This window comes from Hyphomonas sp. BRH_c22 (genome assembly GCF_000961795.1).
Taxonomy (GTDB): domain Bacteria; phylum Pseudomonadota; class Alphaproteobacteria; order Caulobacterales; family Hyphomonadaceae; genus Hyphomonas.
In genome coordinates this window covers 36,049-51,514 of the sequence record NZ_LADU01000086.1, presented here as the reverse complement: position 1 = coordinate 51,514, position 15,466 = coordinate 36,049, and the positions used below count along the sequence as shown (strand labels likewise).

Sequence of the window (15,466 nt, the reverse complement as noted above, 5' to 3'; positions counted from 1 at the left end):
TGTTTAGGTTTCCACGACGCCCGCCTTGCACAGCCGGTTGCACCACGCATGATGGCGGGCGTCGTGGAAGGCTCAATGCCTGACGCGCGGACGGTGTGGACTGCTATGGGGATTTAAAGACTGCGCTTGCTTCTCGTCTTCAGAGCGCGAGTGCGTTCGATCGTCGGGATCGATGTCGAACAAGGCGGATGTCGCGTGTCTGGCCCTGTTTTGGCGGGCCAGGTTGGGCGATGTTGCCAGGATGGGTTCGGCCAGAGCGCAGTTGACCGTCGCCGCCAATGGTGGCGAACGCAAGCTGGCAAAGATGAGCGCGTGAGGCGGCGTTCATGAGGTGTCGATCCTTTCTGGCGGTGATCGTCGTCGCAGGCGGGACGCCGGGGTGATCAGTTCGATCAGGATCATCCGTCCACCACAACAGGCACACTTTTCCGGTTCGGGTGTTTGAGGTGCAGGCTCCGGCGTTGGCCCGGATTCCGGGTCCTGCGAGGGCAGCATGCGCTCTGCGAGCAGGTCCCTGATGCGATCAATGGCGTCTCGGCGCTGTGTGTTGGCGAGGAACCCGACATGGCGGATGCGATGGAAGCCATCCGGCAGGACGTGTTGCAGGAACCGCCGGGTAAACTCGGTGGCGTCAAGCGTCATGACCCCATATCTCGCCTCGTCCTGCTTGCGATAATCCTTGACCCGGAACGTCACACGCTGGCCGTCATAGGCGGTGATCCGGCTGTTCGAGATGGCGATCCTGTGGGTGTATCGGGCCAGGTATGAGAGCACCTGGTCCGGGCCTGCAAAGGGACGCTTGGCATAGACGACCCAGTCGCAGCGGCGCTGGCTCTTCAGGAGTGCTGCGAACGCTTCCCTGTCGGCCAGATGGACGAGATCGCCGTGGAAGCCCAGCCTGCCGGCGGCATGGAGGCTGGCGAGCCGCTCGCACATTAGCCGACGGAACAGGCGCGACAACACCCGGACGGGCAGGAAGAAGCCCCGGCGGCAGTCGATCCAGCGCTTGTCATCCGGCGCGAGCCCTCCGCCGGGCACGACGCCATGGATATGCGGATGGTGGGTCATCGCCGAGCCCCATGTGTGCAGGACCAGGGTTGCGCCGAGCTTTGCGCCGAGGTGCTTCGGGTCGGCGCCGATCGTCATCAGCGTCTCGGACACGGCCTTGAACAGGGCGTCGTAGACGGGCTTCTTGTTCTGGAAGGCCACTCTTGCCAGCGGCGCGGGCAGCGTGAACACGACATGGTAATAGGCCACAGGAAGCAGGTCCCGCCTGCGAGCCTCCAGCCAGTCATGGGACGACGCCGCCTGGCACCTCGGACAATGCCGGTTGCGGCAGGAGTTGTATGCAACGTCCATGGCCGCGCAGTCTTCGCAACGGGTCACATGGCCGCCCAGTGCGGCGGTGCGGCATGAGAGGATGGCACTCACCGCCTTGTGCTGGTCGCGGGAAAGACCCTCACGCAAGGCGGGGCCAAGGCCGCGGAGGATGTCCGCGACCTCGACGGCCGGTCGGGGCATGTCGGATCAGTCCGTCGGTTCGATGACGGGCAGGCTGTCGAACGGGCTTGCGACGTCCTGGAGCAACTTCGGCGAGACATGGGTATAGATAGAAGTTGTCTCGAGCTTGGCGTGCCCCAGCATCACCTGGATGACGCGGATATCGACACCGGCCTCCAGAAGGTGCGTGGCAAAGGAGTGCCTGAGCGTGTGCAGGGTGATGCGTCCATCCTTGCGGATCTCGGCGGCGTCGACGGCGTGCTGGAACTGGCGCGAGAGCTGGCGTGTACTGATCGGGCACATCACGCCGCTCCGGCTCGGAAACAGCCAGACCTGCGGCCGGGCGACCTGCCACCATCTGCGCAGGACATCGATCAGATGAGGCGACAGCTTGGCCTTGCGATCCTTGCGGCCCTTGCCCTGTTCGATCCGCAAGGTCATCGACTTGTTGTCGATGTCGGAGACTTTGAGGTTGGCTGTCTCCGACGCCCGCAGGCCCGCGCCATAAGTGATGCTGAGCGCCGTCCTGTACTTGAGACCCGGCGCCGCCGCGATGATGCGGGCCACCTCCTCGCGGGTCAGCACAACCGGCAGCCTGCGTTGCTCGCGCAGGACCGGCACACGCTCGACATCGCTGCTGCAGCCGAGCGTGAAGCGCAGGAAGAAGCGCAGCGCCGTGGCATGGGCGTTGATCGTTCCCACACCGAGCCCCTGCGACTGCAAGTGAAGCAGGAAAGACCGGGCGTGGTCCACGGTGATATCTCCGGGCCTGACGTTCATGTGCGTGCAACAGGCGCGCACGGCGCGGACATAGGTCTTCTGGCTTGCGGGAGACAGGCCCCGCAGGGTCATGTCCTCGATCATGCGCTGGCGAAGAGGATGAATGGGTTGAGTGTCGTTGCTCATGGCTGAAGCCTCCGTAAGGGCGCTCCCAGACCATCCGGGTGCTACCCGCAGGCATCAGACGGTTATGTTCATCCCCGACGCAGCAACGCTCAACTCGCGCGCGAGCGCGTTAGTGCTTTGGCCGTTTGTCGCCCTTCGCACCACTATTTTCAAACGACCGCATTGAAGAAAACCGGTCACTGCCAGAGTCAGAGTTTCTGTCCTCCCACCGAGCCATCTTAGCGCTGATTCAGGACTGAAAATTCAAGGTTTCAAGTCTGTCGTTTGGGATCAGGCACCGCCAAGCAAGTATCAAGCGAGCAACGACAAGGCCAAAAACACCGCGAGCCCAACAGCAGATGTGATCAAGACTTTTCGGCGATAGGATTGAGCCAGAAGACCGACAGCCAGCCCGCCCAGCACGACACCCAACAACGCCAAGGCAACAAGCATCTGATATAGCTTGAAAAGCTTCGGGCCATGGCCCTTGTGAAGCTCCATCATGGCGTATTGGAGGCTTGGTTTGTTGACCTTGGCTTGAAGGCCCTGACCAGACTGCGAAAACTCAATATGTGTTCTGGACGTTGGGCGTGTTTCCGCCTGTTGACCCTTCGCTTTTACGTACTCGAATTTATGATCGACGCCAGCCGATTCCAGTAGCGCTCTTATATCCGACTCCAGTGTCTCGCTTTGAAAATTCAAAGCTGAACCTGCCGGGAGCATGAGTTGTTCACTTTGAACACTGCCTTTGTTTCCCAGCAGATAGAGCCCGCCCGATAGGGCGACAAGTAGAAAAGCGGGCGCCATGAATGCAGCAAAATACATATGGACGAGGACGAGTGTTCTTCTGACTTTTGGATTGATCACGTCGATACCTTTTTCAATTCGGAGCGACTGTTTCGCCCGCCACCGGGATGGATACGGTTTCGCCAAATTTTTCGGCCACAACATCTTCTAAGACATTGTCCAAGGAACCAAATCGGATTGTATGTCTTTGCCCTGTCATCTGAAGTCAGGACGAAAAAGCCCGTAGCAGCGACTGCCAGACGAAGATTGATAGGCAATCCAGCGCACAAGCAGAGTGCCTAATCCGCGTCCTTTGACAATACCTTAGAACCGATCGAGGTTCATTACCTTGGCCCAGGCAGAGACGAAGTCGTTCACGAACAACTCATTCGCATCATCCGAGGCATAGGCTTCGGAAACCGCCCGAAGTTCCGAATTCGATCCAAAGACCAGATCAACCGGAGTGGCAGTCCATTTCAGCTTGCCGCTGGCCCGGTCGTAGCCTTCATAAAGACCGTCGGTCTTCGCGGACTTCTCCCACTTCGTGGACATGTCGAGCAGGTTGACGAAGAAGTCGTTGCTTAGCGTGCCCGGACGACTGGTGAAGACACCATTTGGCGAGTGCCCGGTATTTGCATCGAGTGCGCGCATGCCACCAACCAGCACCGTCATCTCCGGAACTGTCAGCTCCAGCATACTGGCCTTGTCTACCAGCATCTGCGCTGGTGCGAGGTCGCTATCCATGCCGTAATAGTTACGGAATCCGTCAGCATGGGGCCGCAGGTACTCAAAAGATTTGACATCGGTCTGCGACTGCGCCGCATCCACGCGGCCTGGGGTAAATGGCACAGTCACGTTGTGACCAGCCTTCTTCGCTGCCTGTTCGATGGCCGCATTGCCGCCCAGCACGATAAGATCCGCTATCGATACCTTCTTATTGCCGGTGGCTGAGCGGTTGAATTTCTTCTGAACACCTTCGAGCTTGCTGAGTACCTTCGTCAGTTCGGCCGGGTCATTGACGGCCCAACCCTTGGCCGGTTCCAGCCGGACGCGGGCGCCATTGGCACCGCCGCGCATGTCAGTCCCGCGGAAGGTCGATGCGGAGGCCCATGCCGCCTTGATCAGTTCCGGGCCGGTCAGGCCAGTCGCAAGAATACTCGCCTTGAGCTGGCTCACGTCTGATGCATCAATCACCGCGTAATCCGCAGTGGGAAGCGGGTCTTGCCATGAGAAGGCTTCCTTCGGTACTTCGTTGCCGAGGTAAAGGGCACTTGGCCCCATATCGCGATGGGTGAGCTTGAACCAGGCACGCGCAAAGGCGGCGGCGAACTCATCAGGATTGTCGCGGAAGCGCTCGGAGATCGCGCGGAAACCGGGATCTTCTTTCAGCGCTATGTCGGTGGTGAACATGATCGGCGCGTGCCGCTTGCCCTCGACATGGGCGTCAGGGACCAGACTGGCGGCAAAGGGGGTGGAGGGAATCCACTGTGTCGCGCCCGCCGGGCTTTTCGTCTTGACCCATTCGAATCCGAACAAATTGTCAAAGAATTGCGTTGTGAAGGCGATCGGGTTGGCCGACCATGCGCCCTCCAGACCGCTGGAGACGGTGTCCTCGGCATTGCCCTTGCCGCACTTGTTTTCCCAGCCAAGCCCCTGTTGTTCCAAGCCTGCGCTCGTGGGATCGGGGCCGACGCATTCGTCCGGCTTGTGGGCTCCGTGCGCCTTGCCAAACGTGTGGCCGCCAGCGATCAGCGCGATAGTCTCTTCATCGTTCATCGCCATGTTGCCGAAAGCGATGCGAATGGCTTTTGCGGCCGCAAGCGGATCGGGATTGCCGCCCGGCCCTTCCGGATTGACATAAATCAGGCCCATCTGGGTCGCCGCGAGCGGACCAATGAGATTCCCATCCTTGTCGAAGCGGTCAGCGGCGAGGAACTTCGTTTCCGGCCCCCAAAACACCAGGTCCGGTTCCCAGGTGTCAACACGGCCACCGGCAAAACCTATGGTTTCAAAGCCCATGTTCTCCAGCGCGACATTACCCGTAAGAACCATCAGGTCCCCCCAGGACAGCTTACGTCCGTATTTCTGCTTGATCGGCCAGACGAGACGGCGCGCCTTGTCGAGACTGACATTGTCGGGCCAAGAGTTGAGCGGTTCGAAACGCTGTTCGCCTCCGCCAGCTCCGCCGCGTCCGTCACCGACGCGGTAGGTGCCCGCACTGTGCCAGGCCATGCGGATGAAAAACGGGCCGTAATTGCCGTAATCGGCCGGCCACCAGGGCTGTGATGTGGTTAGGACGCTTTCGATATCTTTCTTGACGGTGTCGAGGTCGAGCGTGGCAAACTCGGCAGCATAGTCGAAGTTAGCGCCATAGGGATTGGCCCCTGCGTCGTCCTGGCGCAGCGCACTCAGGTCCAGCCGGTTCGGCCACCAGTCCTGATTGGACATGACCTTTTCTCCAGCCTGCACTTCTTCGGCCTGGGCCGGACTTGCCAGCAAGACCGGAGTGGCGGGAACCATGGTCGCGGCGATTATGGCGAAAAGTGATACCGAAGTTTTGCGCATTTCATCCTCCTGATTGGCTTGTAGGGATCGCTCAGAGCACGAACGGTTCGCTCAGTTGACAGGATCGTAGCGCCTTCCAGACGACGCCAACAATATGTATTTCCCCCTAACAAATATAGGAAATGGAGATCGTTTAGTGAGGTTAGGCGAAGGCGAACCATTCTCCGTCGTTCGCAAGGCGCAGGATCCGATGTAATCCTCCAGAGAATTCTGCGACCTGCATTTTCGAACCTCGTCACTCGCCAACGTCTCGAGCTTGCACGTAAGTACTCATTCGCCCAGCGGCGACCGATGACTGCTTTCGGCGATCCAGGTCCTTTCACCGAGAACGATAATCACCGGCACCGCATCCTGAGTGCATTGTTCAAGGCGATAGAGCTTCAAGGCGGTCGGGTCGAAGAAGGAGTCAAAGGACAGCTCCTCATTTGCGAAGACCGCGATCAACTGGAAATCTCGCTTCGGGAAAAGAAAAAGCGCGTGCGGGTTCCGCTGACCGATCAGCAGCGCTCGTGGAGACCATACTCTGACGAGACGCACAAATGGGACATGCAGCCGACGGGGTTCTTGATATTCGAGATTAAGAGCTACGTGAGTTCCCCTGTTCAAAAGAACTGGGTCGAGAATCAATCGGCACGCATGGAACAAGAATTGGAACACGTCGTCCCAATCCTGTTTGCCGCGCTCCAGCTCATGCGCGAAAGCAGATTACTCAGATAAGAAGAGAGTAGACGCTACCAGCAGAGGCAGCTCAAAGCTGCCGTCGCACGTCAACGGTCGGCTGACGAACAAAAGCGGTGGCATTCCCTCGCTCAGATCGCCCACGACTGGAAGGACCGGCAGCTTGTCCTGGAGTTTCTTCGTTCTCAAATGAACGAGCCAAACGGCATCACTGCTTTGACCGGAGAGATGACCGAGTGTGACTGGATCGATTGGGTTCAAACCCGGCTTGGGCAGGCCCTGACCAGCACCTTAACCGATCAATTCAGCCATGCGCTCCGCCCTGAGTCGCCCTGAACCTAAAAAGGCTAAGCGCGATCGCATTCAATTTTCATCACGCTGCGAGAAAGGCGTTGACGTTGGATCACCTGCTTCGTAGATACGCGCCTTCCTACCCCGTGCCCAGATGGCGGAATTGGTAGACGCGCTACGTTCAGGTCGTAGTGATCGCAAGGTCGTGGAGGTTCGAGTCCTCTTCTGGGCACCAACAAAATATCAATAATAACAATAAGTTATATCCCGCGTCTCGCGCTTCTGACCGCTCACTTCACCGAGCGTCAGTCGACGTGACCGGCCTGAACGGTATTGTTGCCGTGACGGCGCAGCTCACTGAGGTTGCCTGCCTTGTTGAGCGGGATGCAATACTGGACTGTGCTCATCGCGAAATGCTTCACTGTGCGACAAGTACTTCGCCACAGGATGGGATGGAACCGCGATAAGCGGTGATCCATCCTGTAGGGAGAGCCCAAGTCCTAGAGAGAAGGACTTATGGAGCCTTACGGAGCCGACCCGCAATCCGCAGGGCATTCTCCTCGACAAGGCCGGCAGTCTCCTCGACATAGCCGCGACTGCTGCCAGGAAGGGCCGCGATGGCCTGGCTCACAGCAACACGGTTGGCCAAGAGTGCGTCAACGAGTTCCTGGACCCGTTTGCGGACATCGGCCGGGCGGTAGTTGACCGCCTTGGCAATGGCGTCCCAGTGGCGCGCCTCGACATCGCCGGGTTTGCGCTTCCTGCCTGCAATGTTCTGCGCGAAATACTGAACGACACGGGGCCAGGCAAGAACGGTAGAAACATCGTAAAGGGGGGCGAGGCGAAGGCCGCCGCCCACCGGCAGGAGTAGCGAATAGTTTTTCGCGTGGGCATCGGTGTTCGCAACGAGGATATTGAAGATGAGCTGGTCGAGCAGGGAGAGCGCATCGGTCGGCGGCAGGTCGCGCCCCGTCCCAAGCAGGGTGACCAGATCAGGTCCGGCAAGCGTACCGCGTTCATACTTTCGCCCCGGCGGGACACCATTTGCCTGCGCGAAGTCTTCCTGATGGATCCGTTGCAGCGCGCCCGTCCGGCTGACGCGCCGGTCATAGCGGAGCACGTAAATGATGTTGCGAGTGCCTGCGGGAAGGACTGTTACCTGGGCAGCAGCAATGCCGATCGCCTGCGCCAGGCTCAGGCAATATGACTCATTCCCGACAATGCCGGGCAGGATCGGATTGTCAGGCTTCACAATCACGGTCGATGGCGCGCCGTGCCGCGGGACCGCGAGAACGTCGCCGTCCTGCGGCAGCCGCAGGACCGGGACGCCGTTCGCATCAAGGACCGCGAGGGCCGACTTCTTCTGTCCACCCGCAAGGGATAGGCGAACGCCTTCCTCGCCAACAAGGAAGGGGCGCTGCTGCAGGTCCTCGAAATGGCGCTCCAGCGCAACCTCTGGATCTGCACGTCCGCACATAGCGGAGAAGGGTTAGCATTCGCCTGACACCACCTTCAGTGGCCAACACGCTCTCCTTGCGCCAGCGGGAGCAGACCTGTTCGGTCACGCCAACCGGCCGGGCCGACGAAGCAGCTGTCTCTCCACGCGCGAGACTAACCTCCACCTCCCGCAGTTTCGTAATAACCTCTTCAGGCCTGGCTCTCCTGCCCATGTCTCGGCTCCATCGCTGAAGCCGGGACCTGCTCAGATACCGGACCCCCTGTCGGGACGCAGGCCAACGCTGCAGCAATGCGTTGGCAGAGACGATCAGTGGTCTGTACAAGTCTGAAATCGTCCATCGGAAGGCGCCATGGAAGTCGATGGACACCGTCGCATATGCGACCCTCATCTGGGTCGATTGGTTCCACAGTCGCAGACTGCCGGGGCCCATCGGGCACATCCCGCCGGCTGAAGCCGAGGCCAACGCCTATGCAACGCTCTGGGAAATCGCTATCGCTGCATGAACCCAACCAAGCTGCCTCCGGGGTTGCCGGGGCGGTTCAGTGCCTAGGAACGTCTCTCGATGGACATAGATCTGAGCATACGTCTGGATGTCGACAACGAGGGCCGGTTTGGCCCCGGAAAGGCGGCACTGCTCGACGCCATAAAGACGTCCGGCTCGATTGCGGCCGGTGCCCGCGCGCTTGGTATGTCCTATCCGCGTGCTTTCAAGCTCGTCGAAAGCATGAACGTATTGTTTCGGGCGCCCCTGGTGGCGTCCAGCCATGGTGGCAAGGATGGCGGCGGCGCCGTTCTTACCGCACGGGGGCGAAGAGTGCTCGAACTGTACAACGCTCTGTGCGAACAGGCTGCCGAGTCAACCAGCACCTACCGCAGCGAGATCGCATCCCTGATCGTGTCCGCGAGGGACTAGTATCGATATAAATCGCCATTTATAATGGTGGCATGAGTCTGGTCTCACCTCTTGCAACATATGAGCACCCCCAGGACGCGCTCCGCGCAGCGCTGGACTTCATCGACGCCGGAGAGGAAGTCGCGCTCGCTATCGTTACAGCTACGCATGGCGGCGGTGTTCGGGCGCCGGGCGCAATGATGGCCATCTCGAAGTCGGGCGGTTCTGCAGGCTATGTTTCGGGCGGCTGCATCGATGCAGATGTCCGCCTCAATGCCATCCGCAGCCTGCAAACGGGCCACGTCCAGCGCCTGCGATACGGATCAGGATCACCTTTTGTCGACATCCGGCTTCCCTGCGGAGGCGCAATCGAGGTACTGATCGTGCCCGTGACGAACGCGCAAACAGTTTCCATGGCGCTCGCATCGCTGGAAGCACGAAGGCCCGTATCATTCGCCGTGCAGCCTTCAGGCGAGATTGCGCTCTCCGAAGATCCGGATATCTGTGCTGCTTTTCGAATTAGATACCGGCCGAAACTATCGCTGCGCATTGCCGGTCGAGGGTCTGACTGCCTGGCACTCGCCCGCCTTGCCGGCGCAAGCGGGTTCAATATCCGGCTGCAGCTACCCGATCAGGACGATTTCAATGCAGCACGTTCGGCGGCCATCGCAAAGGTCGAGCGCCTGACCACACCATCAAGTCTTCCGGCAGTCGACGACGACCCAGAGACAGCCTTCGTTCTGATGTTTCACGACGCGCACTGGGAAACGGCCTTGTTGCGCCAGGCGCTTGGTGGACCGGCATTCTATATCGGCGCCGTGGGCAGCGTCAGGACGCACGCTGCCAGGTGCGGCCTGATGACGGCAGCCGGCGTACCGGTCGCCGACATCGCGCGAATTCGCGGACCAATCGGTCTTGTGCCGTCCATGCGCGACGCTTCGATGCTGGCAATTTCAGTTCTCGCCGAAATTGTCGACGCCTTTCACAACGTGGAGTCGGCCCATGTTTGACCAGGCGTCCATCCTGCTGCTCGCAAGCGGCATCTCATCCCGCTTCGGTGTGGAGGACAAACTCTTGGCAGACCTTAATGGCCGCCCGGTTTTAGGCTATCCGGCCAGTGTGCTCGGGGCCGAACCAGGAGTCGGTCGCTTTGCTGTTGTCGGCGCCCGCCAGGAGGCTCGCAAGGCCTGGCTGGAAGCACACGGCTTTCATGTTGTAACAAACCCCGTCCCGGAAAATGGCCAGGGGCGGTCCCTGGCAATCGGCATTGCGCACATTCGCGACACGACCAGTTCTGACAAGGTATTGATCCTTCTCGGCGACATGCCGTTTGTGACGGACGCGCACGTCACCCGCCTGGCAGCGACTCTGGCGCGAGACGCAAGCGCAGTCATGTCAGAAGCAAACGGCGTCCTGTCGCCTCCGGCCATGTTCCGCCGCTCAGCTTTTGATCGCCTCGCCTCACTTGAGGGCGACCGGGGTGCGCGCAGCGTATTTGATCAATTGCCTGAAACAAGGGTCGTGGCCACCGATGCAGGCATGCTGACCGACATTGACGACAGAAACGATCTTGAGCGAGCAGAGGAGCGAATGCATGGCTGATGGCGAATTCCTGCCCGGCAAGAGTCCGCTGGTCGATCGCTACGGTCGGCAGATCACCTATCTGCGCCTCTCGGTCACCGATCGCTGTGACTTACGTTGTACCTATTGCATGTCTGAAAGAATGTCGTTCCTTCCAAGAGCTGAACTGCTGACACTGGAGGAACTTGACCGGGTCGCAACTGCATTCGTCAGCCGCGGTGTACGCAAGATCCGGATCACCGGTGGAGAACCGCTCGTGCGCAAGGACATCGGCTCCTTGTTTCACAGCCTGGGGCGCCTTGTTGGGCAGGGACTTGACGAGCTGACCCTGACGACGAACGGGACACTGCTGGCTGAACACGTGGATGGGCTATTGCAAGCAGGCGTGCGGCGCGTGAACGTATCTCTCGACGCGCTGGACCCGGAAAAGTTTTCGCAGATCACCCGACGCGGCGACGTCTCGAAGGTGCTGAATGGCATTGAGGCGGCACTGTCTGCGGGCTTGAACGTAAAGATCAATACGGTTGCGCTGAAACACCAGAATGCTTCCGATATAGCAGGCATGGTCGAATGGGCGCACGCCAAAGGGATGGACATGACGCTTATCGAAGTCATGCCGCTGGGCGACACAGGCGAAGACCGCATGGACCAGTACATTCCGCTACCAATGGTCCGGGATGTCCTCGAGACACGTTGGACCCTGTCCGACGAGACAGACGCCCAGCCCGGCGCCGGTCCCTCGCGATATACGCGCGTTCGCGAAACCGGCGGCCGATTGGGTTTCATTACGCCGCTCACAAACAATTTTTGCGCAGGCTGCAACCGGGTTCGGGTCACATGCACGGGACGAATCTACATGTGCCTGGGGCAGGATGATCATATCGATTTGCGCGCGGCCCTGCGCGAGGCGCCTGACCCGGATCTTGCGCTCGACGCTGCGCTCAACCGGGCCATGTTCGCGAAACCGGAAAAGCACGATTTCGAGATCAAAAGGCGCGGGGACGTCCCCAGACTGCCCCGCCACATGTCGACTACGGGAGGCTGAAATTTGGCCAGGCTGCGTTATTTCGGGCGCCTCATGGACCTGCTCGGCGCGAGTTCGGAAACCCTCGCCCTGCCCGCTGGCGTGACGGATACCCGCGCCCTGCGACGATGGCTGGACAATGACCGCCATCTTGGAGGGGCTCTGTTGGAGAAGTCGGTGCGCATGGTCGTAAATGACGAAATCGTCAACGACCCATGGGCAATATCGGACGCGGACGAAATCGCATTCCTTCCACCCGTCGGCGGGGGCTGAGCGGTCAAGTGATTTCCCTGATCGACCATCCCTTTGACGCCGCAGACGCGTTGCGCGATTTCGAAACGCGCGCCGCGGGGGCTGGAGCAATTGCCAGCTTCACGGGGCTCGTGCGCGGAACCGGAAAGATGGGAATTGTGAAGACGTTGCATCTGCAAGCCTTTGACCCGTTGACCGAACGCGGCATAATCGCTGCAATAGGCGAAGCGAAGATGCGATGGCCGCTATCGGATCAGACTGTCATCCACAGGACTGGCGACCTGGTGCCCGGAGAACCGATCGTGTTCGTGGCTACAGCATCTGCGCACCGTCGCGCAGCACTCGAAGCCGTCGACTACCTCATGGATTACCTGAAGACAGAGGCCGTCTTCTGGAAAAAGGAAACTACCGCCACTGGCGCGCACTGGATCGAGCCGCGACCGGAAGACTACACTGACCGGAACCGCTGGTCGAAGACGGGAGAGTAAACCTTGCACGGCATAAATGAAAAACTTGAATTTTTTCCTGTGCGCATAGCCGTACTGATCGTCAGCGATACACGAACGACCGAAACCGACACGTCCGGTGCAGTGCTTGTACAGCGCATAGAGGCGGCCGGACATGTCGTGGTGGAGAGGCTCATCGTGCCAGATGATGTGACGGCCATCCGGAATATTGTCTCAACCTGGATCGCTGACCCGGATGTCGACGTGGTCATTTCCAGCGGCGGCACCGGCCTGACCGGAAGGGATGTGACGCCGGAAGCCGTCACACCCCTATTCGAGAAGACGATCGACGGGTTTTCCGTGATCTTTCACCAGGTCAGCTTCCAGAGTGTCGGCCTCTCGACTCTCCAGTCGCGCGCCGTCGCGGGACTGGCCGGCGGCACATTCATTTTCTGCCTTCCAGGCTCGAATGGTGCCGTGAAGGATGGCTGGGACAAGGTCATCTCCTACCAGCTGGACAGCCGCCACAAGCCCTGCAACCTTGTCGAACTCATGCCGCGCCTACAGGAGCGATGAGCACGATGAACGATCTCACGCATATCGGGCCGGATGGTCGCGCCCGCATGGTGGATATCGGCTCCAAGGCCGAGACAGACCGAACCGCCGTGGCGACGGGACGGGTGCGTATGGCGCCCGCCACTTTGCAGCGCGCACTGAGCCGGGACACCCGAAAGGGTGACCCTGTCACCGTTGCAGAACTCGCAGGTATCATGGGCGCCAAGCGCACTTCGGATCTTGTCCCCCTGTGCCACCCCCTGCCCCTTACAAGCGTGACAGTCGCAATCGAACAGGATCGCGACGCCAGCGCCCTGCGCGTGACCGCGACGGCCAAGACGACCGGCAAGACCGGCGTCGAAATGGAGGCACTGACAGCCGTGTCCGTCGCCTGCCTCACGCTCTACGACATGCTGAAAGCCATCGACAGATCAATGGTGATTGAAGGGATCGAGCTGATCTCGAAGTCTGGCGGAACGTCTGGCACCTACAAGAAGCCGGCGTCATGAGCGGGCTGATCAGCGTGGATGAAGCACTGGTTCTGCTCGCGCAAAATGCCCTTGCTCACTCCTCTGAAACTGTCTCGCTAGAGGCCGCGCTTGGCACCCGGCTCGCTGCACCCGTGATCGCGCGTGTTTCGCGGCCACAGGTCGCTGTGTCGGCCATGGATGGTTATGCGGTCCGGCTTGCTGATGTTGCCGCCGCTGGCGCAAGACTGCGCGTCATAGGGGAGGCGCCAGCTGGTCATCCTTTCGCCGGAAGCATCCGCGAGGGCGAGGCGGTGCGCATGTTCACCGGGTCTGTCATTCCGGGCGGCGCTGACCATGTCGTGATCCAGGAAGAAACAGACACGGATGGCGCCACAATTGTCTGTCTCAACACTTATGCCGCACCTGAACATGTCCGCCACGCCGGGATCGACTTTGCCGAGGGTGACACGTTGCTCGAGGAAGGTGCATTGATCACGCCAGCGGGATTGTCAGTCGCGGCAGCGGCCAATCACGGCAGCCTTTCGGTCTGGAAGCGACTACGCATTGGCATCCTGGCAAATGGCGACGAGCTGCGCCAGCCCGGCTCCGCGCTGGACGTCGGGCAGATCGTCAATTCCAATCCGGCGGGATTGAGCGCACTGGTCCGGGAATGGGGCGGCGAGCCTGTCGACCTTGGTATTGCGGGCGATTCACTGAGCTCCATTCATTCAAAAATTGAAGGTGCGCGAGACATAGACATTTTCCTGCCGGTCGGAGGTGCGTCAGTAGGAGACCATGACCTGATGCGGCCCGCCTTTGCAGGCGCCGGCTTTATGCCAGTGTTCGAAAGGGTTGCGGTCAAACCGGGTAAACCGACCTGGTTTTCCAGGCGCGGTCAGCAACGCGTTGTCGGCCTGCCGGGCAATCCCGCGTCCGCCTTCGTATGTGCCCACCTGTTCCTGAAACCGCTTCTCGCGGGCCGAACTGGTCATGCATTCATCAAGGCGCGGTCCGTCAGTGCGCTGCCTGCTCCCGGGCGTAGGGAGACGTTCCTGCGCGCTTCAATCCACGCTGGCCCAGGCGGTGTCCTCGAAGCGGAAGCAGCGCCCGATCAGGACAGCTCGCTCATCTCCCCGTTTCTGAAGGCGAATGGGTTGATCAGACGGCTTTCCGGCTCCCCGGCGGTCGCAGTCGGTGACATCGTGGACGTATTGATGATCGGACATGTCAGGCCGGGCAAATAGCCCGTGCCCCTCCTGCTGGCTGCCCTCTTTTTTATCACCGCCACGCTATATGCAGCGGTCGGGTTCGGGGGCGGGTCGACCTATAACGCCCTGCTTGTCCTTTACGGCACGGATTACAGGATCCTTCCGTCGATTGCGCTCGCCTGCAATATCGTCGTGGTCACTGGAGGGGTGATCAGGTTCTGGAGGGCGGGACTGCTTTCTGTCAGGCGACTTCTTCCATTCCTGCTGGCATCCGTTCCGGCCGCCTGGATCGGTGGTCGATTACCCGTGTCCGAGATCGTCTTCGTCGGCCTGCTCGGAGCAGCGCTGATGCTTTCCGCACTGCATCTCGCCTTCCAGCCATCACCCGCATTGGATGACGAATCCCGCGCGCAGGCATCTTCGCTGCCGATTGGTCTGGGCGTTGGCGCAGGCATCGGACTATTATCAGGACTCGTGGGCATCGGAGGAGGGATTTTCCTCGCGCCCGTGCTGTATGTCCTGAGGTGGGGCGGCCCCCGCGAGATCGCTGCGGCATGCAGCTTTTTCATCCTCTCAAATTCCCTGTCCGGCCTCGCCGGACAGGTTATGAAATTGCAGGATGCAAATGTGCTGGCACTTGCGGTGCCCTTTTGGCCCGTATTGCCATGCGTCTTGGTCGGTGGGCAGATCGGGTCGTGGCTGGCCAGCGAGCGCATGCCGGCGACGCTGATCAAACGCATGACCGCAATCCTTGTCTTCTATGTGGCAGCGCGTCTCCTGTTTCGCTGGGCCGCGCTGCTTTGATCGGCCGGATGACGCCTGGAAGCTGACCATCCGTTTTCCCGAATTCCCTCGAAATCGACGACCGCGTCTT

16 protein-coding genes, 1 tRNA gene and 1 pseudogene are annotated in these 15,466 nt (G+C 60.2%); 13 read left to right on the top strand and 5 right to left on the bottom strand.

Translation table 11 applies throughout. The features are described 5' to 3' along the window. Positions 1-324: 324 nt before the first annotated feature. From VR74_RS11295 to katG, 4 genes are all read right to left on the bottom strand, one after another. Positions 325-1,521 carry an IS91 family transposase gene (locus VR74_RS11295; RefSeq protein WP_045696258.1) on the bottom strand — a complete coding sequence of 399 codons (1,197 nt, stop codon included), beginning with the start codon at positions 1,519-1,521 and terminating at the stop codon, positions 325-327. Between the two features lie 6 nt (positions 1,522-1,527). Beyond that, a complete protein-coding gene (locus tag VR74_RS11290; RefSeq protein WP_045696256.1) occupies positions 1,528-2,406 on the bottom strand; it encodes a site-specific integrase in 879 nt (292 codons plus the stop codon). A gap of 291 nt (positions 2,407-2,697) precedes the next feature. Then, positions 2,698-3,336: a hypothetical protein gene (locus VR74_RS11285; protein WP_299950242.1), complete on the bottom strand. Its 639-nt coding sequence runs from the start codon at positions 3,334-3,336 to the stop codon at positions 2,698-2,700. A gap of 159 nt (positions 3,337-3,495) precedes the next feature. Beyond that, positions 3,496-5,736 (bottom strand): catalase/peroxidase HPI, encoded by a 2,241-nt coding sequence (gene katG, locus VR74_RS11280; RefSeq protein ID WP_045696836.1) that lies wholly within the window; start codon positions 5,734-5,736, stop codon positions 3,496-3,498. A 291-nt stretch (positions 5,737-6,027) separates the two neighbouring features. Here katG and VR74_RS11275 point away from each other — a divergent pair, with 291 nt between their 5' ends. Next, positions 6,028-6,453, top strand: a complete 426-nt coding sequence (locus tag VR74_RS11275; protein WP_045696834.1) for a hypothetical protein — start codon at positions 6,028-6,030, stop codon at positions 6,451-6,453. A 400-nt stretch (positions 6,454-6,853) separates the two neighbouring features. Further along, positions 6,854-6,940: transfer RNA gene (locus VR74_RS11270), tRNA-Leu, on the top strand. Positions 6,941-7,219: 279 nt separating this feature from the next. Here the strand turns inward: VR74_RS11270 and VR74_RS11265 are convergent. Next, entirely contained in the window at positions 7,220-8,182 is a 963-nt protein-coding gene (locus tag VR74_RS11265; RefSeq protein ID WP_299950240.1) for a HipA domain-containing protein, read from the bottom strand. A gap of 269 nt (positions 8,183-8,451) precedes the next feature. Between VR74_RS11265 and VR74_RS20930 the strand changes: the two are divergent. The 11 genes and pseudogenes from VR74_RS20930 to VR74_RS11215 all read left to right on the top strand — a co-directional run. Next, a pseudogene (locus tag VR74_RS20930) lies at positions 8,452-8,667 on the top strand (IS3 family transposase); the annotation flags it as partial. Between the two features lie 59 nt (positions 8,668-8,726). Then, positions 8,727-9,077 carry a LysR family transcriptional regulator gene (locus tag VR74_RS11260; RefSeq protein ID WP_045696832.1) on the top strand — a complete coding sequence of 117 codons (351 nt, stop codon included), beginning with the start codon at positions 8,727-8,729 and terminating at the stop codon, positions 9,075-9,077. 32 nt (positions 9,078-9,109) lie between these two features. Continuing rightward, positions 9,110-10,066: an XdhC family protein gene (locus tag VR74_RS11255; protein WP_045696831.1), complete on the top strand. Its 957-nt coding sequence runs from the start codon at positions 9,110-9,112 to the stop codon at positions 10,064-10,066. Further along, a complete protein-coding gene (locus VR74_RS11250) occupies positions 10,059-10,658 on the top strand; it encodes a nucleotidyltransferase family protein (protein WP_045696829.1) in 600 nt (199 codons plus the stop codon). Before VR74_RS11255 ends, VR74_RS11250 begins: the two co-directional genes overlap by 8 nt. Then, positions 10,651-11,682 (top strand): GTP 3',8-cyclase MoaA, encoded by a 1,032-nt coding sequence (gene moaA / locus VR74_RS11245; protein WP_045696827.1) that lies wholly within the window; start codon positions 10,651-10,653, stop codon positions 11,680-11,682. The genes VR74_RS11250 and moaA overlap by 8 nt, the downstream gene beginning before the upstream one ends. Before the next feature lie 3 nt (positions 11,683-11,685). Continuing rightward, positions 11,686-11,934: a MoaD/ThiS family protein gene (locus VR74_RS11240; RefSeq protein WP_299950238.1), complete on the top strand. Its 249-nt coding sequence runs from the start codon at positions 11,686-11,688 to the stop codon at positions 11,932-11,934. Positions 11,935-11,942: 8 nt separating this feature from the next. Then, positions 11,943-12,401, top strand: coding sequence for a molybdenum cofactor biosynthesis protein MoaE (locus tag VR74_RS11235; protein WP_045696826.1), 459 nt, complete (start codon positions 11,943-11,945; stop codon positions 12,399-12,401). Positions 12,402-12,404: 3 nt separating this feature from the next. Further along, on the top strand, positions 12,405-12,935 hold the full coding sequence (moaB, locus tag VR74_RS11230) for a molybdenum cofactor biosynthesis protein B (RefSeq protein WP_045696825.1): 531 nt from the start codon (positions 12,405-12,407) through the stop codon (positions 12,933-12,935). A 5-nt stretch (positions 12,936-12,940) separates the two neighbouring features. Further along, a complete protein-coding gene (moaC, locus tag VR74_RS11225; protein ID WP_045696856.1) occupies positions 12,941-13,423 on the top strand; it encodes a cyclic pyranopterin monophosphate synthase MoaC in 483 nt (160 codons plus the stop codon). Further along, complete coding sequence (locus VR74_RS11220; protein WP_045696823.1) at positions 13,420-14,628, top strand: molybdopterin molybdotransferase MoeA; 1,209 nt, start codon at positions 13,420-13,422, stop codon at positions 14,626-14,628. The genes moaC and VR74_RS11220 overlap by 4 nt, the downstream gene beginning before the upstream one ends. A 3-nt stretch (positions 14,629-14,631) precedes the next feature. Continuing rightward, positions 14,632-15,396, top strand: coding sequence for a sulfite exporter TauE/SafE family protein (locus tag VR74_RS11215; protein WP_045696821.1), 765 nt, complete (start codon positions 14,632-14,634; stop codon positions 15,394-15,396). Positions 15,397-15,466 lie beyond the last annotated feature (70 nt).